This window comes from Bordetella holmesii (assembly GCF_020735985.1).
GTDB classification, from domain to species: Bacteria; Pseudomonadota; Gammaproteobacteria; order Burkholderiales; family Burkholderiaceae_B; genus Bordetella; species Bordetella holmesii.
Genome location: NZ_CP085973.1, coordinates 946,153 through 969,492, shown reverse-complemented (window position 1 = coordinate 969,492; position 23,340 = coordinate 946,153). Strand labels below are relative to the sequence as shown.

The window sequence follows — 23,340 nt, the reverse complement described above, 5'->3', positions numbered from 1 at the left end:
CCCTTGCTATGTCTGGCGTAATTACCGCCATGAACTCATGGTTTGATTTGGAAGATGGCTTCGACTTCCACCGCCATCCCCGATGGCAGTGATGAGGCTCCGGTGGCAATGCGGGCGTGCCGCCCGCGCTCGCCCAGCACGGCGGCAATCAGTTCCGATGCCCCGTCCAGCACCTTGGAGTGCGCATCGAAGTCCTCGGCGCAATTGACGACACCGGCCAACCGCACGGCACCGACGACCCGGCTGAGCTCGTCGTTGCAGGCAGCGGCCAGATGAGCCAGCACGTTCAGCGCGCACAATTCCGCAGCCTCGCGCCCTGCCTGCACGCTTAGATCCCGGCCGACCCGACCGGCGTACTTGAGCACGCCGTCGAGCCGAGGTGCCTGGCCGGCGATGAACAGCAACTCGCCGGCCAGCACAGCCGGAACATAGCTACCACGAGGCGGATTGACGGCCGGCAAGCGTTTGCCCAGTTCGGCCAGCCGCCCGGAGAAGGTTGTGTGGCTCATTTCAGTTGCCTCCAGTCGCCGCGATGCCCCTGCCAATTGACCGAATGTCCCAGCGCGCGCATCACACTGCCGTGCAAGGCCTGCACCATGCCGGCATACTCTTGCATGGCAATGCCGTCGTGTGCCGGTTCAGGCGCCATGAACATTCCGTCCACCCCACCGCTGGCCACGCACAACTGCGTACTGCGAGTCTCCAGCTCCGGCTCGTGAAACACCACCGGGTTCTCGAGCAACGCGGCCAGGGCCGCCACCACGCCCGTGGCGCCAAAATTGGAAATATTCGCCACCACCAGCCAGTCGGCGGCTGTCACCGCCGCCACCCCGCCGCGACCTGGCGTGCCCGTGTCGGCCGCCTTGGGGGAAAAGCGCGGCAGGTCTTCGGCAATCACGCCCATGCCAAGCTCGTTGCCGCCGTCGCCAATGCCAATGAAAGGGATGCCGGCGCCCTTGACCTTGTCGAACAGGTAATCCAGATTGGCCACCAGCCCATCGAGCGGGCGCCCGCCAAGCCCGTGATACAACCCTTTGGCATTACGGCCCGGACGTTCGATGGCGATGGCCGCGCATGGACGGGTCACGGCAATCAGATCGTCACAAATGGCATGCGCGCCCTTGTCATCCTTCGGTACGGTCTTGATGTAGACCGGCCGCAGGAAGTCAAGCGGCTTGATCACCCCGTCGGCCGGAAACGGCATCGGCGCCAATCCGGCACCGCGACACGTGGCGACCATCATCTCTTCCCAATCTTCATCGATGACGATGACGGTTTCGCGCCGCAGACCGAGAAAGAAAGCGCGCGCCATCAGAGCCGCGCCAATGGGACCATCGGTCTCGGGCGCCCCGCCGCCCTCCGGGAAACCCGTGGCGATCAAAATCGGGCCCGTGCTGTCCTGGGACGCCTTGAACAGTCGTTCGGCCGCCCCCATGCAGGCGTAACCAGGCTGGCGGGATTGCAGGGCAGCGTACAGGTGGCCGATCAAGCCCACGCCGGTATAGTCGATGCGCATGAAATCATCGATCGTGCGCGCGACGCGATGATAGGTATTCGAATCAGAATTGAGCCTGATGAGTTCAGGCGTTGAGTGCTTCGATGAATACAGAGGTGTCTACATTGCCGCCGCTCAGCACGATGGCAACGGTTTTGCCCGCGACATCGAGCTTTCCGGCCAACAACGCTGCCAGCGGTACCGCGCCGCCTGGCTCGACGACCAAACGCAGATGTTGATAGGCGGCCTTCATGGCCCGCCGTACCTCATCGTCGGTCACCACGAGACTGCCAGCCAGGTAATGCAGATTCACGGGGAATGTGAGCTTGCCGGGCTTGATGACTTGCAGCGAGTCGCAGATCGACACTGCTCCGGGCGCATTACTCTCAGGCTGACCCGAGGCCAGGGAACGGGCCAGTTCGTCAAAGCCTGCCGGCTCGCCGGCGAAGATGGCGGTATCGGGCGACAGGGCCTTGACGGCGATTGCCACTCCCGCAACCAGGCCACCGCCGCTGGACGCGGCGATGACCGCATCCAGACGCGCGTCCATTGCCCTGGCCTGCTCGACGATCTCCAGGCCCACCGTGCCCTGCCCGGCCATGATGTCGAGGTCATCGTAAGGCGGGACGATCGCCGCCCCGGTACGGCCGGCGATCTCTGCACCGATGGCTTCGCGGTCATCTTTCTGGCGGTCGTAAAGCACTACCGTCGCGCCGTTTGCACGCGCGCCATCGATCTTGGCCTTGGGTGCGTCCGACGGCATGATGATGGAGACGGGGATCCCCAGTTTGCGTGCCACCGCAGATGTGGCCAACGCGTGATTGCCTGACGAGAATGCCACCACGCCCGCCTGGCGTTGTGCCGGGCTCAGTTGCAGGAGCCGGTTGACGGCACCGCGAAATTTGAACACACCGGCGTTTTGCAACGACTCGGCCTTGACCAGAACGCGGGCTCCCAGCAACTCATTGAGTGTGGCGCTCTCCAGCAATGGGGTGCGGACGATGTGCGAACGGATGCGTTCGTAGGCTTGCTGCACGTCGCTGAACGACACTGCAAAAGCGGCTTGAGAAGAGGGGGTAGACAAGACGGCTCCTTGCTGAATGCGAGATTGCGCTTGACCTGCTCCCCGTGATTAGTACGAAATCGATGTAGAGTCCGTTCCCAAAGGAATGGCAATGAAGAAACGATTTACGGAAGAGCAAATCATCGGCGTGCTCAAGGAAGCCGATGCAGGTGCCAAGCCCGCAGAGTTGTGCCGCAAGCATGGAATCTCCGAGGCAACGTACTACAACTGGAAGGCGAAGTTCGGTGGCATGACGGTGTCGGACGCTCAGAGGCTCAAGGAGCTGGAGCAGGAGAACAACAAGCTCAAGAAGCTGTTGGCCGAGTCGATGCTGGACAAGGCGGCGCTTCAGGATCTGCTAAGCCGAAAGTAGTCAGCCCGCAGGCCAAACGCGAGGCGGTCAGGACATTAATGACCGAGCGCAGCATGGGTGTTACCCGGGCCTGTGGGCTGGTAGGAATTTCGCGGTCGCTGTTTGCCTACGAGAGCACACGCTCAGGCGATGCTGCGCTGACCGAGCGCATGAAAGAGATGGCAGTGGCGAAACGACGCTACGGCTATCGGAGGATCCATGTGCTCTTACGTCGCGAAGGCTGGCAAGCAAATCACAAGCGAATCTGGCGGCTGTACAGTCTGGCAGGGTTAAGCGTGCGAAAACGAAAGCGTAAGCGAATCGCGGCGACCGAGCGCGTGGTTCGCCTAGCGGCAATCGCGCCGAATCAGAGTTGGTCAATGGACTTTGTGGCCGACGGCCTAGCCTATGGCCGCCGATTCCGCTGTTTGACTATCGTCGATGACTACACTCGCGAATGCCTGGCCATCGAGGTCGATACGTCGTTGCCGGGACTGCGTGTTGCCATGGTGCTGCAACGGCTGGCGGAGATGCGTGGCCTGCCGCGATCTATTACCGTGGACAACGGGCCAGAGTTCGCCGGAAGAGCCTTGGACGCCTGGGCCTACCAAGCAGGCGTAAAGCTGTCGTTTATTCGGCCGGGTAAGCCGGTGGAGAACGCTTATATCGAAAGTTTCAACGGCAAGTTCCGCGACGAATGCCTTAACGAGCACTGGTTCTTGTCCCTGCGACAGGCTAAAAGCTTGATCGAAAACTGGCGAGTCGAGTACAACACCGATCGGCCTCACAGCGCGCTCGGATATTTAACGCCGGCGCAATTCGTGCAGGCTCATCAGAAAGAAGGTCTGAATCGCCCCGGGTTTCTTAGACAGTCCCGTTCATCAAAAAGTAGCGCCGTTCGAACTCTACCGGAGAAACCTGGCCGATATAGCTGTGGCGCCGTCGTGGGTTGTAGAACAACTCGATATAGTCAAACACATCGGCGCGTGCCTGGTCGCGAGTGGAATAGATCTTGCGTCGGATTCTTTCACGCTTGAGCAACTGAAAGAAGCTCTCAGCAACGGCGTTGTCATAGCAGTTTCCTCGTCTGCTCATGCTGGGGCGCAACCGATGGGCTTTCAGGAAGTCTTGCCAGTCATGACTGCTGAACTGACTCCCTTGGTCTGAATGCACGAGTACTTCGGCCTCTGGTTTACGACGCCAGACCGCAGCCAGCAATGCGTTGATGGCAAGTTCTCGGGTCATCCGATCGCTCATGGACCAGCCCACGATCTGCCGCGAGAACAGATCCAATACCGCGGCAAGATAGAGCCAACCTTCGTGTGTTCGGATGTAGGTAATGTCGGTCACCCAGACCTGGTTGGGGGCATCGACCCGGAACTGGCGTTGTAGATGGTTCGGAGCAACAACGCTGGGACGAGTACCTCGGCCTCCCGGACGACGGCCGTATCCTGTGTGTGATCGCAAGCCAGCTTGGCGCATCAAGCGGGCCACGCGGTGCTTGCCACACCGCTCTCCCATATCGTTCAAGTCACTGCTGATCTTACGATAACCGTAGATCCGGCCACTGTCTTCCCAGCACTGCTCGATGAGCGCGCCGACGCGCTTATCCTGTGCCCCGCGCGCACTCACAGGCTGCACCTTCCAAGCGTAATAGCCGCTGGGATGTACCCCCAAAACTGCGCATAGGCGACGCACAGCGTATTGCTCCTCATGGGCCTTGATAAACGCGTACTTCACCCGGACTGCTTGGCAAAGTACGCGGCGGCCTTTTTTAGGATGTCGCGCTCCTCGCTCACCCGCTTGAGCTCAGCCTTAAGCCGACGGACCTCCGCGCTCTGGCTATCTTGATGCGTCCGCTGCTCAGGACTGCCCGAATACCGCTTGAGCCATGCATAAAGGCTGTGGGGACTCACGCCTAATCGTGTCGCAACATCGCCGACCTTGTGTCCCCCTTCGGTGACTTGCTTTACCGCCTGTACCTTGAACTCTTCTGAGAATCGCTGCCGCGATGTCTTGCCTTCCATACACACCTCCATATCGCCTTAATTGTGAGGCAACTAGGTGTCTAGGAAACCCGGGGCGATTCAGTCTTTTACCCCTGGGCTCTATGTCGGTGCCGTACTAAATCTGGGGGCAGGTCACGCTGGCATTACAGCGGAGCCCTTCTATAACAACAAATCTTGATTTTTTATCATGAATAATAAGATTATCTTATTGATTCAACATTCTCATGGGAGACCGCAGCCGGCCACCGTACGCGAAGCCCCTGGCAATCAGGGAAAGCACTTACCCCTTATTTTGCAGGGCGCCGACGCCGGCGATGCCCCACCGTCGAGGCTTTGGCTATCTCGCAGGCCAGCGCCGCCAGCGCGGCCTTGGTAGGCTCGTCGCTGCCACGGGCATATGCGACGGCGAAAGACAGGTCACGCAACGCCAACTGCGTGCTGCGCACCTTGAGCCGGCCCTGCTCAACCTCTTTGAGCACGGCCAGCCGCGGCACTACGCAAATGCCATAGCCATCTTCGGCCATGCGAACGATGGTCGATAACAACCAATTGGTGAATATGCGGGGCGCGCCATGCTCAGGCGTGGTCAATTCCTGCCGCAGGAAGGTGTAGGGATACGTGCGCCGCGGAAACGTGATCAGCGGATGGGCAGCGATGTCACTGTTGGACAGCGGCTCCTTGCCCAGCCGCAGTCCTGGTGCAGACAGAAAATTCAGCTCATAACTGCAAAGCGCGGTCTCGACCAGATCATCGTCGTGCGTCGGCCCCAGCATGAACGCCATGTCCAGCGCGCCGCTTTTGAGCTCCTCGCGCAAAGCGGGTGTGATGTCCACCACGAAATCTATCGTGACGCTGGGGTAGCGTTTGCGGCATTGCTCGAGAAATTCCACCAGCCACGTGTGGACGATGGTTTCCGCCACGCCCAAACGGATCACCCCGCTTACTGCCTGCTCTTCGGCCACTTTCTGCATCATTTCGGAATGCAAGGCCATGAAGCGCTCGGCATAGTCGTAGAGTACGCGGCCCTTGGCCGTGAGCTTGATCGTGCGCGACGTACGGTCCAAGGCCTTGATGCCCAGTTGCGACTCCAGCGTTGCCACCCGCTGCGAGCCGGCCGGTTGGGTCGTATGCAACTTGGCCGCAGCCTTGTTGAAGCTATTGAGTGTGACCACCCAATAAAACACTTCCAGACTTTTGAAACTCATGGGGTCATCTTGCCTGAGGGGCGTCAGGGCAACCCCAGCCTGAAGGAGCCGGAATTGGCCCGCCCTACACGATTCGAACGTGTGACCGCTCGCTTAGAAGGCGAGTGCTCTATCCGACTGAGCTAAGGGCGGCGCGGCCGGATTGTAACCTGTTGCGGCCACTCTGAGGCGTGCGGGCCTACGCGTCCGAGGCCGGCTAACTGTGAAGATTCAATAGGTTGTATGCATGGTTCATCCGAACCGGATTTGAGAAACTGGAAATCGCCAACCCCCCAGTTCACTCAAGGAGCCCGGCCGGATGAACACCCATAAGCATGCCCGATTGACCTTCCTACGTCGACTCGAAATGGTCCAGCAATTGATCGCCCATCAAGTTTGTGTGCCTGAAGCGGCCCGCGCCTATGGGGTCACCGCGCCGACTGTGCGCAAATGGCTGGGCCGCTTCCTGGCTCAGGGCCAGGCGGGCTTGGCCGATGCGTCCTCGCGCCCGACGGTCTCGCCCCGAGCGATTGCGCCGGCCAAGGCGCTGGCTATCGTGGAGCTGCGCCGCAAGCGGCTGACCCAAGCGCGCATCGCCCAGGCGCTGGGCGTGTCAGCCAGCACCGTCAGCCGCGTCCTGGCCCGCGCCGGTCTGTCGCACCTGGCCGACCTGGAGCCGGCCGAGCCGGTGGTGCGCTACGAGCATCAGGCCCCCGGCGATCTGCTGCACATCGACATCAAGAAGCTGGGACGTATCCAGCGCCCTGGCCACCGGGTCACGGGCAACCGACGCGATACCGTTGAGGGGGCCCGGCTGGGACTTCGTCTTCGTGGCCATCGATGACCACGCCCGCGTGGCCTTCACCGACATCCACCCCGACGAGCGCTTCCCCAGCGCCGTCCAGTTCCTCAAGGACGCAGTGGCCTACTACCAGCGCCTGGGCGTGACCATCCAGCGCTTGCTCACCGACAATGGCTCGGCCTTTCGCAGCCGCGCCTTCGCCGCGCTGTGCCATGAGCTGGGCATCAAGCACCGCTTTACCCGACCTTACCGCCCACAGACCAATGGCAAGGCCGAACGCTTCATCCAGTCGGCCTTGCGTGAGTGGGCTTACGCTCACACCTACCAGAACTCCCAACACCGAGCCGATGCCATGAAATCCTGGCTACACCACTACAACTGGCATCGACCCCACCAAGGCATCGGGCGCGCTGTACCCATCTCCAGACTCAACCTGGACGAATACAACCTATTGACAGTTCACAGCTAACCGCCGCTTGGCCTTACAAGCGGTTGCGCTTGCTGCTTCGGGCAGATGAAACAGGGCATAGGACAAAATGCTAAATTGCCCCGTCCTTATTATCCTGACCACACCATGTCCTATGCGACTGCCTCGGGCGCTACGCGCGCCCTAGGGCTGGCCGTTCTGTTGGCCGCCTCCCTGCCCGCTGCCGCCGGCGTCACTTACCGGTTTGACCGCCCTTCTGCGGCGCCCGGCGAGACCGTGCGCATCGAAGCCATTTATTTCAATGACGGCAACACGCGAGCGCAGTGGCAGCCGCCCGCGCGCCTGGTGCTGCAATGGCGCGACCCCCAAGGCCGGGTGGTGCGCACATTTGCGCGCCTGAAGGGCAATCCTTCCGCGCTGAGCGTGCCGGTCAATAACTTCGCGCGTCTTTCCTGGGCGGCCGTGGTGCCGGTATCGGCCCAAGGTTTGCAGGCCATCAGTATCGAAGGCGAACCGGCGCTCATGGCACTGGATGCCACGGGACGCGAGGCGGGAAACCTGGTCAGCCAGACTGCCAATGTGCCTGTGACCGACGCGCATAGCGGACAGGAAGTCCCCGCTGCCGCGGTCATGGCCGCGGGCGCTTCGCCCGAAGCCGGGCCGGCGCCAGAAAGCGTGGCACGCCAGCAGGCCACGACGCAGAACTCCGGCTTTGACAGCTTCCGTATCGCGTTATCGGCCTACGAACCCATGTACTTCGACATCGGTTGGCGCGGCCGCACGACAGCCCGTTTCCAGTTGAGCGCCAAGTACCGTCTCTTCAGCCCGGCCGACGGACGCGATGCGCGCTGGTTCGAAAACTTTTACCTCGGCTACACCCAGACCTCGTTGTGGGACCTGCAAGGGGATTCGATGCCCTTCATCGACACCACCTTCAATCCCAGCGTGTTCTGGAAGAACGATCGCCTGTGGTCATCGGCCAATGCGAAGTGGCGTACGGGCGTCAACACCGGTGTGGAACATCGCTCTAACGGCAAAGATGGCGATGACTCGCGCTCAGTCAATGACGCCTATATCGAACCGGCCCTCTACTATCGCTTTGATGGCGGCAGCACGCTGTCGTTCTCGCCGCGCGTGCGCGCCTACTTCGGCGTGGCCAGCGAAAACAGCGATTACGCGGCCTATGCCGGCCATGTGGATTGGAAACTCCGCTGGCAACAGGACGGCGGCGCGGTCGTCTCGGCCATGTACCGACAAGGTGACAACCAGCGGCGTACCACCCAGCTGGATTTTGCCTGGCCGCTCAAGCGAACCTTCCTGGACATGAATGGCTATCTGCACCTGCAGTATTTCAACGGATATGGCGAAACGCTGCTGGGCTACAACCAGCGCAACGAATCGCAGTTCCGGATCGGTCTGTCCTTGGTGCCCTAAGATCCGATCCGCCCCCGAAAGACAGATCTTGTCACGTTGCTGACGGTTCGGGCCGTGTAGCATGGTGAGCCGCCCGCCGCTCTGGAGACCGCCATGCGCCGCCGTCTGCTTATCAGCCTGACCCTGAGCCTTTGCCTTTATGCCATCGGCTCTCAGGCCCAACAGTCCCAGCCCGATCCCGCCAGCCTGCAGCAGGAGGTAAGCCTGCTGCAGGGCAAACTGAAGTTCGAACTGCCGGGCGGCTTTACCGCCAGCGAGCTGCCTGCCGGCAGCGCCGAAGAGGGTACTGCCGGCGCCAGCGGGCAGTTGTTTGTGAATAACGATGCACGCCAGGTCGTGGTGATCAGTGAAGCGCCCACGCCAGGCGGCGTGGCCGCCGCAGATGACGACCACGTTTTCCTCAATGGTGCAGCGCAAGGGTTTGTCAGCCAACAGAAGCAGGCGTCGGCGGACTACCAGCCCATTGATGAAGACAGCTTGCGCAGCGGCGAGCTGGGCCTTCGGCGTATCAACGCCAAAGGCAGTTTCGCGGGCACGCCTACCCTGAACACAAGCCTGTTGGCCGGCTCCGGCCCGCGTCTGGTGGTCGTACAGATCGTTTCGCGTGAAGATGACCCACAGGGCCATGCGCAACTGGTGCAGCGGGTGCTTGAGTCCATGCCGGCCAAGGTCGCGGCGCTGCGGCCGCGCTAACCCGCGTGCCCCCCCGTGACGGGACGGTCATCGCGAAAACGCCCTCCCCTTGCCGACCGGGCAAAAAAAGAGCCCTGGAGGCAAGCCTCCAGGGCCAACTCGAGGTTCCTATTGCGAATTGTCGCGACCGGTTCGGGCAAGCCGCGACAAACCCATGGTAGTCAGGACCGCCCGCCCCAGCCTTGATAAAGGTCAAGCGTCCTCGATACCCGGCACGCGCTGACTTATTGGGTTTTCTGGCCTTGCAGTGTCCGCGCCATATCCAGATGCTGCTGCAAAACCGGCAGCGCCTTGGCCAGAAACGCTTTGACGTCCTCGTCCTTGCCCTGCGACTCCGTTTGCTGGAAGAGCTTGATCGCGTCCTCGTGTGCCGCCACGGCCAGTTGATCAACATAGGCTTTGTCGAAATCGCTGCCGCCTTCTGCGGCAATGACAGCCAGCTTGCCCTTTTGCGCAAACGACAAGTCTTCCGGCGGCTGCACGCCCTTCTTGCGCGCCAAGGCAAGCAGATCGTCGGTCAGACGTGCGTGGTCGGTGATCATGAGTTCGCCGAACTGCTTCACTCTGCGGGTCGATGCATTCGCGGCGGCCAACTTTCCGCCCGCGATCTCCGCATACCCGCCCTGGATGGCACGCTCCAGGAAATGCTTGTCGGCCTCGCCGAGCGCGTCTTGCGCAAACGATGCCGCGGACAAAGACAAGGCCGCCAACACCAGCCCGTTGCGCACCAGGGATTGAATATTCATCGTTGCTCCATGACATGGGCGCCTGGATAAGCGCCACCAGACCAGGTGGATCGTATACGTCCTCGTTTTATACCCTGCCTGGCGTGCGAAGTCGTCCTCCGCTGCCGCACACAGACGGCATCGGTCTGTTGCTTCTTGATGCTTGGCGACAACGCCTGACTGTTGCACTCTCTGCGAGCCAATCCAGCCGCTGGCCCAACCTTGCCGGTCGCACCTGCATCACTGCCCCCTCACCTCAGCCCTGCTCCCTTTCATACCAACGGCCATGCCCCACAATCTGCGTGCCCCCTACTATCTGATTTTGAGTAATCACTGCACCTGCTCGTCCTGCGGACAGACCACGGCGGTGCACGCGCTGGCTGTACCTCCCTCCCATGAAACATTGGATCCGGACGACAGCGACGACGAGCAGACAGAGTCACTGGGGCAGACGGACGGCGATTTTCAGGCCTGGCTTCTGCGCGAAGACGGTTGGCACCGCGACCCGAGCGGGGCCGTTCTGTCGGGCGTCAGTCTGCTGGACCGGCCCACCCTGGACTGCATCACCCCCTACACGCCAGGCTTCGCGCCGGACCCTAAACGCCGGGGGGTGTGGACCAACCACTGCAGCCACTGCAAACAACCCATCCTGACCGGGCAACTCATGGCGTTTCCGGGCAGCGCCTTCACGCCCAGTGACGCCGACCAGGCGCGTGCCGTTGGCATACAGCGCATGACATCCCCGCTGCAAGCCAGCGTGGAGTTGCGCTGGACGGATGCCTATCCGGACTTATGGCCGCTATTGCAACATCTGGGTTTTGCCGATCACAACCCACCATGAGGTCATGCGCGGACATGCATCACGGCAGCAGGTGAAAGACCAGATCAAACAACGGATAGCCAATGACCTCCAGACGCATCAGGCCATCGAGCCAGCGGCTGCCTGCGCCTTCGGATGCTGACCATAATGCATAAGGAGGCTCGGCAGTCAGCGGGAGCGGCAGACAACTGGCCGCCAGACAGATGAGCCACACCCCTGCCGCGAGCGCGGCCAACTCGAATCCCACGCGGCGAAACCGCCACCCGCTGGCATACTGGATGAGTAACAGCCCTGCGCGGCACAACTGCGTGAGCATGCCCAATAGCGACAGGGCCAGGCCGAGAATGGGCGCCACCATCCTCTCGTAAGCCCGTCGACCCTGAGCCTCGTGCTCGGCACCATTTACGTAACGCTGAGGGGCCAAGGTGCTGCGCCCCGCTGCCTGGACGGCATGGGCAGACAGAAAAGGCCGAAAGTAATAGAGCGCGAAGTTCTCGCGCCCGAGGGGCGTCAAGGAAAGAGGCGGGCTGCCTGGCGGATAGCCCAACAAGGTCCGCCAGCTTTCCTGAACCAGGGGGTGGGCGGCGAACTGCCCCAGACTCAGGCCAGACGGTAAGCCGTCGATGTGCGCCTGCTGCTGCAGTACTGTTTGCCCTCTCGCGGCAAATGCCGTTTGCTCCCCGCGTGAAGCGGTCATCGAAACATGCCCCTTCTCTTGCCAGCGGCCCATGGCCTGATGTCTGAAGGCATCCGGGTCACGGTAAGCCAGAAAGCGGTCACGGATGGTGAACTGGCTGTTCACATAGCGTTGATAGGCCTGCTCCAATCCGGCCTCATCGGGCGGCATGGGATCGGATTTCACCAAAAAACCAATCATGGCGGCCACGGTTTTGCCCGAGACGGAAACGGGCATCCCGTTCGGCCATCGAGCCGCCAGCGAGATGGACTCCGGCTCGTCGTCAGGCAGACTGGAGCGCCGCGGCATGCTTGTCAGCGCCGCGACGCGCGATTGCGCACTCGAATCCTCGACCCATTGGGCGAGGACAGCCCGCTCGATGCCCGTGCCGGCCCACGCCAAACCTGCCACCAGCACACACGAGACCAGCAGCGCCCGATTGCGACGCGTGTGGACGCGCAACATAGGCCAGACCACCAACACGATCGCGCACGCGCTGAGGGTGCGCCCGACGATACACACGGTCGACGACGCCGCTTCGTAAGCGTCCACCGCGCAGAGCTCGATGAGCCACGCACTCAGCGCACATTCGGCAAACAGATAAACCAGGCAGGCAGCAAGCGGTATGGCCAGGCGGGCGCCGGCCGGATCCTTGGTGAAAAGACTATCGCGCCAGAGTCTGAGCCAGCGCGTCTTTCTGCGTTGTTCGTAACGGCGCAGCAGCATCGCGCCCGATAGTCTGCTCATCTGACCACTGTCTTAACCACTATCGCCCCGGGCGAGCTTACTGTAGGTTAGACGCAGCGCCAAGCAACTTGCCTTTTGAAAGACGCCGGCAGCGTCAAAAAAGCTTGCATGGGGTTGAAAAGAATTCGTTTGACATTCCCGAAAGAAGATTTAAAGTCAGAGCGGGCAGCGCCGTCCGTCATTCTATAAAGCAAACACGCTTTGCCGTGTCGGCACTGGCGTCTCGAAGCACATCCGGACGCGCTCCCTGACAACTACCCGCAGCAACTGTTGGGGCACCAGCCCCTGACCCGCGGTATGTGACGCCGCAAGCCATTGCGAGAAGGTGGGGATGTTCAAGCAAAGCGAGCCTGTCGATCGGCCCATGGCGCAACTGGAGGCGCTGAACCGGCTGATGGCGTTAGCCGAATACAGCCTCGACGGTCGGCTGCAACGAGCCAATGATCTCTATCTCTCCATCCTGGGGCTGCCGCGCCAGGAGGTGCTCGGCAGGCACCGCAACAGCTTCTGCTCGAGAGTGACGGGCGAGTCCGATTTCTGGCCAGGGCTGCTCGCCGGCGAGGCGTGCTCGGTCAAAGAAGAACAGATAGGACGAGACGCCAGAATTTGCTGGCTGCAAGCCACCTATACGCCCGTCTACGATGCATCGGGCAATATCCAACACATTCTCAAGGCCGCCACCGACATTACCGAGCAGGTAAGGCAGGAACAGGCGCAGTACGCGAACGTGCAACGCCTCACGCTTGCCGCGGATGCATCCGACACCGCGGTCATCATGGCCGACAACGACACGCGATTCATCTATGCAAACGCCGGCTTCACGCGCATGTTTGGCTGGAGTGCCGAGGAAGTGATTGGCCGGCATACCGTTGAATTGCTCACTCCGCACCTGGGAAGCGCCTACGCCCAGGCACGCCACAAGCAGTTGCTCAAAGGAGTGTCGTCGCAGCTCGAGGAAATCGTCGTCGGCAAACAGGGTCAGCGCTACTGGGCCAAGATCATCACCAACCCCATCTTCGGCAGTCAGGGCGAGATCACCCATATCGTCACGATGTTCACGGACATCACGCACGCGAAACTGCATGAAGCCTTGCAACAACAGGTTCTCGAGGCCATGGTGCATGAACAGGCGCTCAGTGATGTCCTTGAACTCGTCTGCAAGGAGGTCGAACGTATTGCTCCCGAGATTGCCACTATCATCCTTGAGCTGGACCATGAGGCTGGCCTGCGGACACTGGCCGCGCCGAGCCTGCCTGCCCACTTCTGCCAAGAGTTGCAGAGTACATCGATAGGTTCTGGTTGCGCGTCGGGCCTGGAGCCACCGTTGCCTCAGCAAGGCAGCAGCGTCGCAGGCAATGCCATCGAACTGCTGTGTTCCAACTGCCTGGGCATGGTACTGCCGGAGGGATTTACCGGCTGCGCCGCCACACCCATCCGCAGCAGCGAAAACGCCGTCGTGGGCTATTTCGCGTTTTACTATCGCCATCCACGCAACGCTGCCGCGCAGGCCTTTCATCAAAGCCTGGTCGACGCCTGCACGCACTTGTGTGCGCTCGCGCTGGAGCGCGAGCATGCGCGCGAGCGTATCCGCCAGCTGGCGTTCTACGATGACCTGACGGGTATACCCAACCGCAATCTCCTGCTGGCCAAAGCCGAACAAGCCATCGCCGCGGCCGCGCGCAACAGGACGCCGCTGGCTGTGCTGTTTATCGATCTGGACCGATTCAAGCAGATCAACGACACCCTGGGCCATGTCGCGGGCGACGAGTTGCTGCGTGCCGCGGCCGAGCGCATGCGTGCCAAATTTCGGCCCAACGATCTGATGGGACGGTTGTCTGGCGATGATTTCGTCGTCGTCCTGTCGAATACCGGGACAGACCGTGCCGCCGACGTGGTCGAACATCTGCAAGGCGAACTGGCACGGCCCCTGCGGCTGGCCAACACCGATCTGTCGGTCTCGGCTTGCGTGGGGCTTGCATTGTTTCCCGCCGATGGCCGGGACATGGAGACGCTGCTGCAACGTGCTGACCTGGCCATGCACGAGGCCAAGGCAGCCGGGCGTGGTGGTTTCAGTTTTTTCAGCACGGAGATGAACCGCCTGGCCCAAGAGCGCCTGGCGCTGGAGAACGATTTACGTCATGCCTTGAAAAAAGGCTTGTTGCGCCTGGACTATCAGCCCCAGATCGCGCTGGCCTCCGGCACCCTGTATGGCGTCGAAGCCCTGGCGCGCTGGACGCACCCGACGCTGGGCGACATTCCCCCCTCGCGATTCATCCCCCTGGCAGAAGAGTGTGGCCTGATCGCCGATCTGGGGCTGTGGGCCGTGCGTTCCGCCTGCCGTCAATTAGCCGGGTGGCGCAGCAAGGGTCTGACGGTGCCCGCCGTGTCGGTCAACCTGTCGCCCACGAGCTTTCACAACCCGGAACTGCCGCGCCTGATCTGCGAGACGTTGCGTCGGCATGGGCTGGCACCTGCAGACCTGACGCTGGAGCTGACCGAAAGCATCCTGCTGGACACCCACCCCAGCACCATGCAAACCATCAGTCAGGTGCATGCCTTGGGCATACGGCTGTCGATGGACGACTTTGGTACCGGTTACTCCAGCCTGAGCTATCTGCGGCGCCTGCCGGTATCCGAACTCAAGTTGGACCGCAGTTTCGTGGCCGACCTCGATCACGATGCGGCGGCCAGCGCGCTGAGTGCGGCCATTCTCGGCATAGGCGAGAGCCTGCACCTGACCGTCGTGGCCGAAGGTGTGGAGACCAGCAGGCAGAACGCCCTGCTGCATCAGCAAGGGTATCCGGTGGCGCAGGGACACCTTTTTTCTCGCCCCCTGCCGGCCAGTGAGCTCGAGGCGTGGTTCGCTCGCGACCTCCCCTCGGTACTGCCATTGCCGCGGACTGGCCGCTAGCCCGACGGCGTCCGTAGAATGTGGCCCCGCTTGTCCGGAAGTCGTCATGCGCCAGGATTGCCAGACCTATCGAGAGTTGTTTCTCGCCGATGTCCCGTTGCTGGACGTGCGCGCGCCCATTGAGTTCGCCAAAGGCGCTTTTCCCGGCGCGGTCAATCTCCCGCTGATGGACGATAGGCAGCGCGAAATGGTCGGAACCTGCTACAAGCAACACGGCCAGCAGGCCGCCATCGCGCTTGGCCACCGGCTGGTCAGCGGGGCGCTCAAGCAAGCGCGTATTCAAGCGTGGTTGACATTCGCCCAGGCGCATCCCGACGGCTATCTTTATTGTTTTCGCGGCGGACTGCGCTCGCAGATCGTGCAGAGCTGGCTCAGCAGCGAGGCAGGTGTGGCGTATCCCCGGGTGGCCAGCGGCTACAAAGCCATGCGAGGTTTTCTGCTTGCCACCCTGCAAAGCGCCCTGCATGAATGCCGCGTTATGGTTCTCGGAGGCATGACCGGCACTGGCAAAACTGATGTCCTGCGCACGCTTGCCTACGCACTCGACCTCGAGCACCATGCCTGCCATCGGGGCTCGAGCTTCGGCAAACGGGTTCAGCCCCAGCCGGTGCAGGTCGGCTTTGACAACGCCCTGGCCATAGACGTGCTGCGCAAGCGCCATCTGGGCCACGAAACCTTCCTGGTCGAAGACGAAGGGCAAGCCATCGGAAGCTGCAGTTTGCCCCCAGACCTGTACCGCCTGATGCAGGTCAGCCCCCTGGTCTGGCTCGAAGACAGTCTGACCCATCGCGTCGAGCGCATCCTGCGCGACTACGTCATCGATCTCTGCGCCGATTTCGTGCAGCGCGACGGTCAAGAGCAAGGCTATATCGCCTTTGCCCAGCGTCTGCAAGACAGCCTGGCCGCCATTCGCAAGCGCTTGGGAGGCCTGCGCTATCAGCAAATCGCCGCTTTGATGAATGCTGCACTGACTCGGCAGGCCGCCAGCGGTGACATTCAAGCGCATCGGGCCTGGATTACCGCGTTGCTGACCCAGTACTACGATCCCATGTACAGCTATCAACGCAAGGCCAAGCAGGACCGCATCGTTTTTGCCGGTGACGAGCGCGCGGTCCTGGACTATCTGGCACACGACAGGTCGCGGCAGCGCTGAGCCTGCTGGCGCGCGTACCCACGCCTGGCCGCAGCGCAGGCGAGTCCGGTTACTGGTAAACCCCAATACTTTCCAGATCCAATCCGCCTACACTTATTTGTACGAACAAATGATCAATACATACAAATAAGTGAGGAGGATGTTTCATGCAGTCAGCTATCGAAGTCGGCCCTCAACGTTACCGGGCTTCCTACGGCCGTTATCTCGAAGAGTTCCAGCCTGGCGACGTGTATGAACATCGCCCGGGCCGCACCATCACGGACAACGACAACATCCAGTTCTCGTTGATGACCATGAACGCCCATCCCATGCATTGCGATGCGAACTACGCGGCCAAAAGCGAGTTCGGCCGCCTGCTGGTCAACAGCGGATTATCGCTGGCGGTGGTGCTGGGCATGACCGTCAACGACGTCAGCGCCAAGGCCGTGGCCAATCTGGGCTGGAAGGAAATCAAGCTTACCGCGCCGGTGTTCGGCGGAGACACCTTGTATGCCGAGTCTGAAGTGCTGGAGGTGCGGCCATCCAAAAGCCGTCCCACTCAGGGCATCGTCACCACGCGCACACGCGCCTTCAATCAGAACGGGGTGATGGTCATGGAGTTTTTGCGTATGTCGCTCGTTCCCAAACGCGGGCATGGCGTCGACGACCAAATCTAAAAAAGCACAAGAGGAGACAAGCAATGAGATTACTTTCCCCCCCCTGGCACGTCGCCCTGGCGCTTGTTGCCGCCTGCGCAGCCAGCCTGCCGGCGCAGGCTGAGTACCCTGAGCGCCCGATACGCATGATCGTGGGTTTTCCGCCCGGGCAAGCAACAGACATCGTCGCCCGTATTGCTGCCAAACAGATTCAGGATGCGCTGGGTAAACCCGTCATCGTCGAGAACAAACCCGGCGCGGCGGGCAGCATCGGCTCTGATCTGGTCGCCAAGGCCGATCCGGACGGATACACCCTGGTGGTGGGCTCCAGCGGCACCATGGCGATCAATCCCAGCCTGTACTCGCATCTGCCCTACCATCCGCTCAAGGACTTCGAGCCCATCTCGCTGCTTTCGGTCGTACCCTTGTTCCTGGTGGTCAATCCGTCCGTCAAGGCCGAGACGGCCGCCGACTTTGTCAAACTCGCCAAAGCTTCGCCAGGCAAACTCAATTACGGTTCGGGCGGCAGCGGCGTGACCAGCCACCTCACCATGGAGTTGCTCAAGTACGAGCAAGGCATGGACTTGGTACATGTGCCCTATAAAGGCAGCCCCGCAGCGGCCACCGACCTCATCGGCGGCCAGGTCAGCGCCATGATCGACACCGGTGCCGTCCTTCTGCCCTATGCGCGCAACGGCAAACTGCGCGTGCTGGCCGTCGCCAGCGAAAAACGCAATCCCGCCGCGCCCGAGATCCCGACCATGGAAGAAGCGGGCCTGGGCCATTTCGTGGCGCCCGCCTGGGTCGGTCTGGCCACCCCCAAAGGCACTCCCCAGCCCGTCATCGACAAGATCTATCAGGCCTTGGCCAAGAACTGGACCACAGCGCCGGAAGTCGGGCGCGTGCTCAACGGTCTGGGCGCGGAGGCCGTGGTGATGCCGCCGGCGGAGTTTCGCAGCTATATCCAATCCGAAATCGACAAGTGGGCCATCGCGGTGAACCTCGCTGGCGCCAAGGTGGACTGATCCTGATGACGACATCCGACACGACGACGCGCCTGTCGGCGCAACTGGCGCACCATGCCGTGCACGCCGATATCGACCACATTCCGGCCGAGGTCCGCCTGCGCGCCACCCATCTCATGCTCGACGCCCTGGGCATCGCGCTGGCTTCGACGCAATGGGACTTCGCACGCCAGACCCTGGCCGGTCTGCGCGAACTGGCCGGCCCCGGCGGCGACCAACCCGTCATTGGCCATGGCCAGAAACTGCCCATGCGCGACGCGGTCATCATGAACGCCCTGCTCGTTCACGGGCTGGACTATGACGACACGCACCCCAGCGGGGTCATTCATGCCACGACCTCCGTGCTTCCCGCCGTATTGGGGCTGTCCACGCGCCTGAATGCGTCGGGCCGGGACCTGCTCAATGCCTATGTCCTCGGCATGGAAACAGCCACTCGCCTGGGCGCGGCCGCCAAGGGCGGTTTCCACCAGGTCGGGTTTCATCCGACCGGGTTGATAGGCGCGTTCGGCTGCACGCTGGCGGCAGCCCGGCTGCTGCGCCTGGACACCGCACGCACCATCGACGCGCAGGGTATCGCGCTGTCGGTCGCCTCCGGCAGCCTGGAATGCCTGGAGGATGGCGCCTGGACCAAACGGCTGCATCCCGGTTGGGCCGCCGCGGCCGGCATCACGGCGGCCACCCTGGCCAAACATGGCTTCGTGGGGCCAGGCGCGGCGTATGAGGGCCGTTTCGGTCTGTACCCCAGCCACCTCGGCGCACTGTACGAGAAGTGCGATCTGGGCATGGTCACGGCAGGCCTGGGCGAAGTCTGGGAAACGCTGAATGTCGCCATCAAACCGGTGCCCGCCTGCCACTTCACGCATGCCTTCGCCGATGCGGCCGGGCTGTTGTCCAAAACCTGGGATGGCGCGCCGATCCGGCGCATCGTGGCCAAGGTGCCGCCCGGCGCCATGAAAGCCGTCTGCGAACCGCGCGACAAGAAACTGCGGCCCTCCAATGCCTACGAGGCGCAGTTCAGCGTGCCCTACTCCGTGGCGACCGGCCTGCGCTTCGGGCGATTCACGCTCGATGCGCTCGATCCGGCAGCCTGGCAGGATCCGCAACCCCTGCAGTTGGCCGCGCTGGTGGAGTGCGTGCCCGATCCGCAGGCGGACTTTCCGCGCTACTTCGGTGGCGAGGTCCATATCGAATTGACCGATGGCCGCGTGCTCTCGCATGCCGAACCCATCAACCGGGGCGCGCCGGGCCGCCCGATCACCAATGAAGACATCGTCGTGAAGTTCTATGAGAACGCCTCGCGCGCGGTCGACCGCAAGCATGCCGATCGTGTGCTCAACGCTGTCCTGAACATCGAACACGGCAGCGCCGCCGCGCTGTCCGAACTGTTGGGCGTGCAAGCCCGTATGGAGAATCGTCAATGACGTCGCAATCGCTGGCCCCCCAACAGGACGCGGAGCAGGAGGGCCTGATCCTGGACATGCTGGATCGCTTTCTGGCGGTTGAGGTCAAGCCGCATGTCCAACGTCTCGAACACGACGATATCTACCCCGAAGAGATCGTCGAGAAGATGAAGGAAATGGGCCTGTTCGGCTGCATCATCGATCCTGAGTATGGCGGGCTGGGCCTGTCGACGACGACCTATGCCAAGATCATCGAACGCATGTCAGCGGTATGGATGTCCATCTCGGGCATCATCAATTCGCATCTCATCATGGCGATGGCCGTGCAGCGGTCCGGCACGCCGGCCCAGAAGCAGGAGTTCCTGCCCCGCTTTGCCACCGGTGAGCTGCGCGGCGGCGTCGGGCTGACCGAACCCGACGCCGGCACCGACCTGCAGGCCATCCGCACGGTGGCGCGCCGTGAAGGCGACACCTACGTGGTCAATGGCAGCAAAATGTGGATCACCAATAGCATGTATGGCAACTGCCTGGCGCTGCTGGTCAAGACCGATCCGCAGGCCGAGCCGCGCCACAAAGGCATGAGCCTGCTCATCGCCGAGAAAGGCCCCGGCTTCATTGTCAGCAAGAAGTTGGAGAAGCTCGGCTACAAAGGCATCGACACCTGCGCATTGACGTTCGAAGACTATCGCGTGCCCGCCGATCGCCTGGTCGGCGGCATCGAAGGCAAGGGCCTGCAACAGGTCCTCGGCGGCCTGGAGCTCGGCCGCATCAATGTGGCCGCACGGGGCCTGGGCGTGGCGCAGGTGGCGCTGGACGAAGCCGTGGCCTATGCGCAGGTCAGAAAGACCTTCGGCAAGCCCATCGCCGAGCATCAGGCCATCCAGCTGAAACTGGGCGAGATGGCCACCCGAACCCAGGCCGCGCGACTGCTCGTGTATGCGGCGGCCGCCGCGTTTGACCGCGGCGAGCGCTGCGACATGGAGGCCGGCATGGCCAAATACTTCGCTACCGAGGCCGGACAGGAAAACGCGCTTGAAGCCATGCGCATCTTCGGCGGCTATGGCTACTCCAAGGAATACAACGTCGAGCGTCTGTACCGTGACGCGCCGCTGCTGCTCATCGGTGAAGGCACCAACGAACTGCAACGCATCATCATCGCCAAGCAATTGATCGAAAGGAACCCGGCATGAGCGCCGCCAGCGAACCCTCGTCTTTCCTGCCGCAGGCAGGCCTGCCCCTGGCCGGTCTGCGCATCATCGCCGTCGAGCAGTACGGCGCCGGCCCTTTCGGCACCCAGCATCTGGCTGATCTGGGCGCCGAAGTCATCAAGATCGAGAACCCGCGCGATGGCGGCGATGTGGGCCGCTCGGTCGGCCCGTACTATTTCGGGCCAGGGGACAGCCATTTTTACCAGTCCTTCAATCGCAACAAGAAAAGCATCACCCTGGACCTCAAGCTGCCCGAAGGCAAGAAGGTGCTGCGCGAGCTGGCCGCCGGTGCTGACGTGGTGTTCAACAACCTGCGCGGCGATCTACCGGGCAAGCTGGGGCTGACCTATGAACAGCTCAAAGACGTGAATCCGCAACTGGTCTGCGGCCATCTGTCGGCCTATGGCCGCAGCGGTTCGCGCGCGGCCTGGCCCAGCTACGACTATCTCATGCAGGCCGAGGCGGGCTATCTCTCCCTGACCGGTGAACCGGACGGCCCCCCGGCGCGCATGGGCCTGTCCATCATCGATCTGATGACGGGCACCACGGCCGCCATGGGGCTGCTGGCCGGTGTCCTGGGCGCGCGTGCCAGCGGCCAGGGACGCGACATCGACGTCAGTCTGTTCGACGTCGCACTGCACAACCTGGCCTATGTGGCGACCTGGTACCTGAATGCCGGCAAAGCCATCGGCCGCGAACCGCGCTCCGGCCATCCCTCGCTGACCCCGAGCCAGTTGTACAAAACCCGCGATGGGTGGATTTTTCTCATGTGCAACAAGGAAAAATTCTTCGGCGTACTGGCCGAGTGCATCGGCAAACCGGAATGGATCTCGGCGCCGCACTACAAGACATTCAAGGACCGTCTGGCCAATCGCGAGCGCCTGACCGAGGAGCTTGACGCCGTCCTGCAACAGGAGGACACCGCGGAGTGGATGCGCCGCTTCGCAGGCAAGGTTCCTGCGGCTCCGGTCTATGACGTGCAGCAGGCGCTCGACAGCGACTTTGTCAGAGAGCAAGAGCGGGTGTTGGACTTCGCGCATCCCGAAGGCGATGTTCGCATGGTCGCCTCGCCCGTGCGCGCCGGCCCTCACCCTGTGAATCCGGCGCCGTCCATGGGGGCTCATACTGACGAACTTCTGCGGGAACTCGGCTACGATGCGGAGAATATCGATCAGCTTCGCCAACGCTCTGTAATATGACCTCCGACGCCGCTCCCGCCTCTCTTTTCGCACCTAACCCGGCGCTGAAGACCAGCCAACCGCGCTATATGCAGCTGGCGCAAACGCTGCTGAGCGAGATCGAGAGCGGCCAGTACCCCGTCGGTTCGCAATTGCCCACCGAGTACGTGCTGTGCGAGCAGTTCGGCGTGAGCCGCTCGACGGCCCGCGAGGCGGTCAAGCGGCTGGTGGAGCTAGGTCTGGTGGTGCGTCAGCCGCGCATCGGCACGACGGTCTGCGCACGGACCGTATCGTCCGGCTACCGGCAAAGCGTGGCCGATGTCAGCGATCTCTACCAATATGCATCGGAGACCACCCTGGTCATCGAGGCGCGCGAGACGGTGGAGATCGACGCGGAGCGCGCGCGCGCGCTGCACGCCACCGCTGGCGAGACCTGGCTGCATCTGCGTGGCCGGCGACATGCCGGCAATCCGCAAGAGCCTATCTGCACGACCGAAATCTGGATACATCCGGCGTTTCGCTCCATCCAAGGCATGCATGGCCCACTCAAGGGCGCCGTGCATGCGCAGATCGAGCAGCATTTCGGCGAAGTGATCGCCGCCGTGGAACAGGAGATCCGCGCCATCGTGCTCACCAATGCCGACGCGCTCGCCCTCAATGCCCAGCCGCACACCGCCGCCCTGCTGGTCACCCGCAAATATCGCAACCGGCGCAACCAGCTCGTCGAGTTGGCCACCAGCATCCACCCGGCCGACCGCTTCAGTTACAGCACCATCCTGCGCCGCGAATGGGGCGTGGGCATGAAGGATCGCTGACTCATGACAGATCGCAGTTTTCTTTTCGTGCCGGGAGATCGTCCCGAGCGCTTCGACAAAACCGTGCATAGCGGCGCGCACCAGGTCATCATCGACCTCGAAGACGCGGTCACTCCGCAACGCAAGGATGCCGCGCGCGAGGCGGTGGGCATGTGGCTGCGCGACACGGCTGCCCGGGTTTGCCTGCGCATCAATCCGGCGGACACCCCCTGGCATGAGGCCGACCGCGCCTTGCTGGCCTGGCCGGCAGTCAGCCGCGTAATGCTACCCAAAGCCCAGGCGCGCTCGGACCTGGAAAGCCTCGCTCGCCTGCTCAGCGGCCAAACAGCGCATCCTCCCGCTGGTCGAATCCGTAGCTGGATGGTTCAACCTGGCCGAGCTGGCGGCTGCCCCGCGCGTCGAGCGGCTGGCCTTTGGCTCTTTTGATTTCATGGCCGACTCGGGCATACAGGGCGACGGCCCGGAACTCGACGCGGTGCGAACCCACTTGGTATTGCATTCGCGTCATGCCGGCCTGCTGCCGCCCATCGATGGGGTATCGCTGGCCACCGATGATGCCGTCCGCCTGGAAGATGAGGTGCGACGCTC

19 protein-coding genes, 1 tRNA gene and 3 pseudogenes are annotated in these 23,340 nt (G+C 62.3%); 14 read left to right on the top strand and 9 right to left on the bottom strand.

Annotated features, from left to right (window positions below):
- Positions 1–35 precede the first annotated feature (35 nt).
- The 3 genes from LK440_RS04540 to LK440_RS04530 form a co-directional block, all read right to left on the bottom strand.
- Entirely contained in the window at positions 36–509 is a 474-nt protein-coding gene (locus LK440_RS04540; protein WP_005014869.1) for a RidA family protein, read from the bottom strand.
- The gene (locus LK440_RS04535) at positions 506–1,516 is read right to left on the bottom strand and encodes a DUF4392 domain-containing protein (protein WP_005014872.1); all 1,011 of its coding nucleotides are present in this window, start codon (positions 1,514–1,516) and stop codon (positions 506–508) included. Before LK440_RS04535 ends, LK440_RS04540 begins: the two co-directional genes overlap by 4 nt.
- Positions 1,517–1,580: 64 nt before the next feature.
- Positions 1,581–2,579 carry a threonine/serine dehydratase gene (locus LK440_RS04530; protein WP_227944780.1) on the bottom strand — a complete coding sequence of 333 codons (999 nt, stop codon included), beginning with the start codon at positions 2,577–2,579 and terminating at the stop codon, positions 1,581–1,583.
- A 91-nt stretch (positions 2,580–2,670) separates the two neighbouring features.
- Between LK440_RS04530 and LK440_RS04525 the strand changes: the two genes are divergently transcribed.
- A protein-coding gene (locus LK440_RS04525; RefSeq protein ID WP_375371942.1) for an IS3 family transposase occupies positions 2,671–3,947 on the top strand; the annotation gives its coding sequence in 2 pieces (ribosomal slippage) (positions 2,671–2,926 and positions 2,926–3,947; 1,278 coding nt in all).
- On the opposite strand, the pseudogene LK440_RS04520 reads toward LK440_RS04525, so the two are convergent.
- From LK440_RS04520 to LK440_RS04510, 4 genes and pseudogenes are all read right to left on the bottom strand, one after another.
- A pseudogene (locus LK440_RS04520) lies at positions 3,865–4,650 on the bottom strand (IS3 family transposase); the annotation flags it as partial. The gene LK440_RS04525 and the pseudogene LK440_RS04520 sit on opposite strands and share 83 nt — an antisense overlap.
- A complete protein-coding gene (locus LK440_RS18170) occupies positions 4,647–4,937 on the bottom strand; it encodes an IS3 family transposase (RefSeq protein WP_005013624.1) in 291 nt (96 codons plus the stop codon). The pseudogene LK440_RS04520 and the gene LK440_RS18170, both read right to left, overlap by 4 nt.
- 269 nt (positions 4,938–5,206) lie before the next feature.
- The gene (locus LK440_RS04515) at positions 5,207–6,124 is read right to left on the bottom strand and encodes a LysR family transcriptional regulator (RefSeq protein WP_005014877.1); all 918 of its coding nucleotides are present in this window, start codon (positions 6,122–6,124) and stop codon (positions 5,207–5,209) included.
- A gap of 55 nt (positions 6,125–6,179) precedes the next feature.
- A tRNA-Arg gene (locus tag LK440_RS04510) sits at positions 6,180–6,256 on the bottom strand.
- A gap of 166 nt (positions 6,257–6,422) precedes the next feature.
- Between LK440_RS04510 and LK440_RS04505 the strand changes: the two are divergent.
- From LK440_RS04505 to LK440_RS04495, 3 genes and pseudogenes are all read left to right on the top strand, one after another.
- Positions 6,423–7,374, top strand: a pseudogene (locus LK440_RS04505) (IS481-like element IS481 family transposase).
- 105 nt (positions 7,375–7,479) lie between these two features.
- Complete coding sequence (locus LK440_RS04500) at positions 7,480–8,766, top strand: phospholipase A (protein WP_005014880.1); 1,287 nt, start codon at positions 7,480–7,482, stop codon at positions 8,764–8,766.
- Between the two features lie 93 nt (positions 8,767–8,859).
- Positions 8,860–9,459, top strand: coding sequence for a hypothetical protein (locus LK440_RS04495; protein WP_005014882.1), 600 nt, complete (start codon positions 8,860–8,862; stop codon positions 9,457–9,459).
- 224 nt (positions 9,460–9,683) lie between these two features.
- Here LK440_RS04495 and LK440_RS04490 read toward each other — a convergent pair whose 3' ends face one another.
- The gene (locus LK440_RS04490; RefSeq protein ID WP_005014883.1) at positions 9,684–10,205 is read right to left on the bottom strand and encodes a DUF4142 domain-containing protein; all 522 of its coding nucleotides are present in this window, start codon (positions 10,203–10,205) and stop codon (positions 9,684–9,686) included.
- A 265-nt stretch (positions 10,206–10,470) separates the two neighbouring features.
- Between LK440_RS04490 and LK440_RS04485 the strand changes: the two genes are divergently transcribed.
- A complete protein-coding gene (locus LK440_RS04485) occupies positions 10,471–11,025 on the top strand; it encodes a hypothetical protein (protein ID WP_005014885.1) in 555 nt (184 codons plus the stop codon).
- Between the two features lie 19 nt (positions 11,026–11,044).
- Here the strand turns inward: LK440_RS04485 and LK440_RS04480 are convergent, their stop codons facing one another.
- Positions 11,045–12,427: a hypothetical protein gene (locus LK440_RS04480; RefSeq protein WP_227944779.1), complete on the bottom strand. Its 1,383-nt coding sequence runs from the start codon at positions 12,425–12,427 to the stop codon at positions 11,045–11,047.
- Positions 12,428–12,758: 331 nt separating this feature from the next.
- On the opposite strand from LK440_RS04480, the gene LK440_RS04475 reads away from it, so the two are divergent.
- From LK440_RS04475 to LK440_RS04435, 9 genes and pseudogenes are all read left to right on the top strand, one after another.
- The gene (locus LK440_RS04475) at positions 12,759–15,338 is read left to right on the top strand and encodes a sensor domain-containing protein (protein ID WP_005014889.1); all 2,580 of its coding nucleotides are present in this window, start codon (positions 12,759–12,761) and stop codon (positions 15,336–15,338) included.
- 46 nt (positions 15,339–15,384) lie between these two features.
- Positions 15,385–16,491 carry a tRNA 2-selenouridine(34) synthase MnmH gene (gene mnmH, locus LK440_RS04470; protein WP_005014890.1) on the top strand — a complete coding sequence of 369 codons (1,107 nt, stop codon included), beginning with the start codon at positions 15,385–15,387 and terminating at the stop codon, positions 16,489–16,491.
- A gap of 146 nt (positions 16,492–16,637) precedes the next feature.
- The gene (locus tag LK440_RS04465; protein WP_005014891.1) at positions 16,638–17,147 is read left to right on the top strand and encodes a MaoC family dehydratase; all 510 of its coding nucleotides are present in this window, start codon (positions 16,638–16,640) and stop codon (positions 17,145–17,147) included.
- Between the two features lie 23 nt (positions 17,148–17,170).
- Positions 17,171–18,151 (top strand): Bug family tripartite tricarboxylate transporter substrate binding protein, encoded by a 981-nt coding sequence (locus tag LK440_RS04460; RefSeq protein ID WP_005014894.1) that lies wholly within the window; start codon positions 17,171–17,173, stop codon positions 18,149–18,151.
- A gap of 5 nt (positions 18,152–18,156) precedes the next feature.
- The gene (locus tag LK440_RS04455) at positions 18,157–19,572 is read left to right on the top strand and encodes an MmgE/PrpD family protein (protein WP_017685857.1); all 1,416 of its coding nucleotides are present in this window, start codon (positions 18,157–18,159) and stop codon (positions 19,570–19,572) included.
- Complete coding sequence (locus LK440_RS04450) at positions 19,569–20,741, top strand: acyl-CoA dehydrogenase family protein (RefSeq protein WP_005019767.1); 1,173 nt, start codon at positions 19,569–19,571, stop codon at positions 20,739–20,741. The genes LK440_RS04455 and LK440_RS04450 overlap by 4 nt, the downstream gene beginning before the upstream one ends.
- Positions 20,738–21,958, top strand: coding sequence for a CaiB/BaiF CoA transferase family protein (locus LK440_RS04445; protein WP_005014898.1), 1,221 nt, complete (start codon positions 20,738–20,740; stop codon positions 21,956–21,958). Before LK440_RS04450 ends, LK440_RS04445 begins: the two co-directional genes overlap by 4 nt.
- On the top strand, positions 21,955–22,752 hold the full coding sequence (locus tag LK440_RS04440) for a GntR family transcriptional regulator (RefSeq protein ID WP_005014899.1): 798 nt from the start codon (positions 21,955–21,957) through the stop codon (positions 22,750–22,752). Before LK440_RS04445 ends, LK440_RS04440 begins: the two co-directional genes overlap by 4 nt.
- Positions 22,753–22,755: 3 nt before the next feature.
- Positions 22,756–23,320: pseudogene (locus LK440_RS04435) on the top strand (HpcH/HpaI aldolase/citrate lyase family protein); the annotation flags it as partial.
- Between the last annotated feature and the right edge of the window lie 20 nt (positions 23,321–23,340).

What these genes read in the sequence shown, in the direction of transcription:
- LK440_RS04540 (WP_005014869.1), bottom strand. Translation starts at nt 509, where the DNA reads ATGAGCCACACAACCTTCTCCGGGCGGCTGGCCGAACTGGGCAAACGC.
- LK440_RS04535 (WP_005014872.1), bottom strand. Translation starts at nt 1,516, where the DNA reads ATGCGCATCGACTATACCGGCGTGGGCTTGATCGGCCACCTGTACGCT.
- LK440_RS18170 (WP_005013624.1), bottom strand. Translation starts at nt 4,937, where the DNA reads ATGGAAGGCAAGACATCGCGGCAGCGATTCTCAGAAGAGTTCAAGGTA.
- LK440_RS04515 (WP_005014877.1), bottom strand. Translation starts at nt 6,124, where the DNA reads ATGAGTTTCAAAAGTCTGGAAGTGTTTTATTGGGTGGTCACACTCAAT.
- LK440_RS04500 (WP_005014880.1), top strand. Translation starts at nt 7,480, where the DNA reads ATGTCCTATGCGACTGCCTCGGGCGCTACGCGCGCCCTAGGGCTGGCC.
- LK440_RS04495 (WP_005014882.1), top strand. Translation starts at nt 8,860, where the DNA reads ATGCGCCGCCGTCTGCTTATCAGCCTGACCCTGAGCCTTTGCCTTTAT.
- LK440_RS04490 (WP_005014883.1), bottom strand. Translation starts at nt 10,205, where the DNA reads ATGAATATTCAATCCCTGGTGCGCAACGGGCTGGTGTTGGCGGCCTTG.
- LK440_RS04485 (WP_005014885.1), top strand. Translation starts at nt 10,471, where the DNA reads ATGCCCCACAATCTGCGTGCCCCCTACTATCTGATTTTGAGTAATCAC.
- LK440_RS04480 (WP_227944779.1), bottom strand. Translation starts at nt 12,427, where the DNA reads ATGAGCAGACTATCGGGCGCGATGCTGCTGCGCCGTTACGAACAACGC.
- LK440_RS04475 (WP_005014889.1), top strand. Translation starts at nt 12,759, where the DNA reads ATGTTCAAGCAAAGCGAGCCTGTCGATCGGCCCATGGCGCAACTGGAG.
- mnmH (WP_005014890.1), top strand. Translation starts at nt 15,385, where the DNA reads ATGCGCCAGGATTGCCAGACCTATCGAGAGTTGTTTCTCGCCGATGTC.
- LK440_RS04465 (WP_005014891.1), top strand. Translation starts at nt 16,638, where the DNA reads ATGCAGTCAGCTATCGAAGTCGGCCCTCAACGTTACCGGGCTTCCTAC.
- LK440_RS04460 (WP_005014894.1), top strand. Translation starts at nt 17,171, where the DNA reads ATGAGATTACTTTCCCCCCCCTGGCACGTCGCCCTGGCGCTTGTTGCC.
- LK440_RS04455 (WP_017685857.1), top strand. Translation starts at nt 18,157, where the DNA reads ATGACGACATCCGACACGACGACGCGCCTGTCGGCGCAACTGGCGCAC.
- LK440_RS04450 (WP_005019767.1), top strand. Translation starts at nt 19,569, where the DNA reads ATGACGTCGCAATCGCTGGCCCCCCAACAGGACGCGGAGCAGGAGGGC.
- LK440_RS04445 (WP_005014898.1), top strand. Translation starts at nt 20,738, where the DNA reads ATGAGCGCCGCCAGCGAACCCTCGTCTTTCCTGCCGCAGGCAGGCCTG.
- LK440_RS04440 (WP_005014899.1), top strand. Translation starts at nt 21,955, where the DNA reads ATGACCTCCGACGCCGCTCCCGCCTCTCTTTTCGCACCTAACCCGGCG.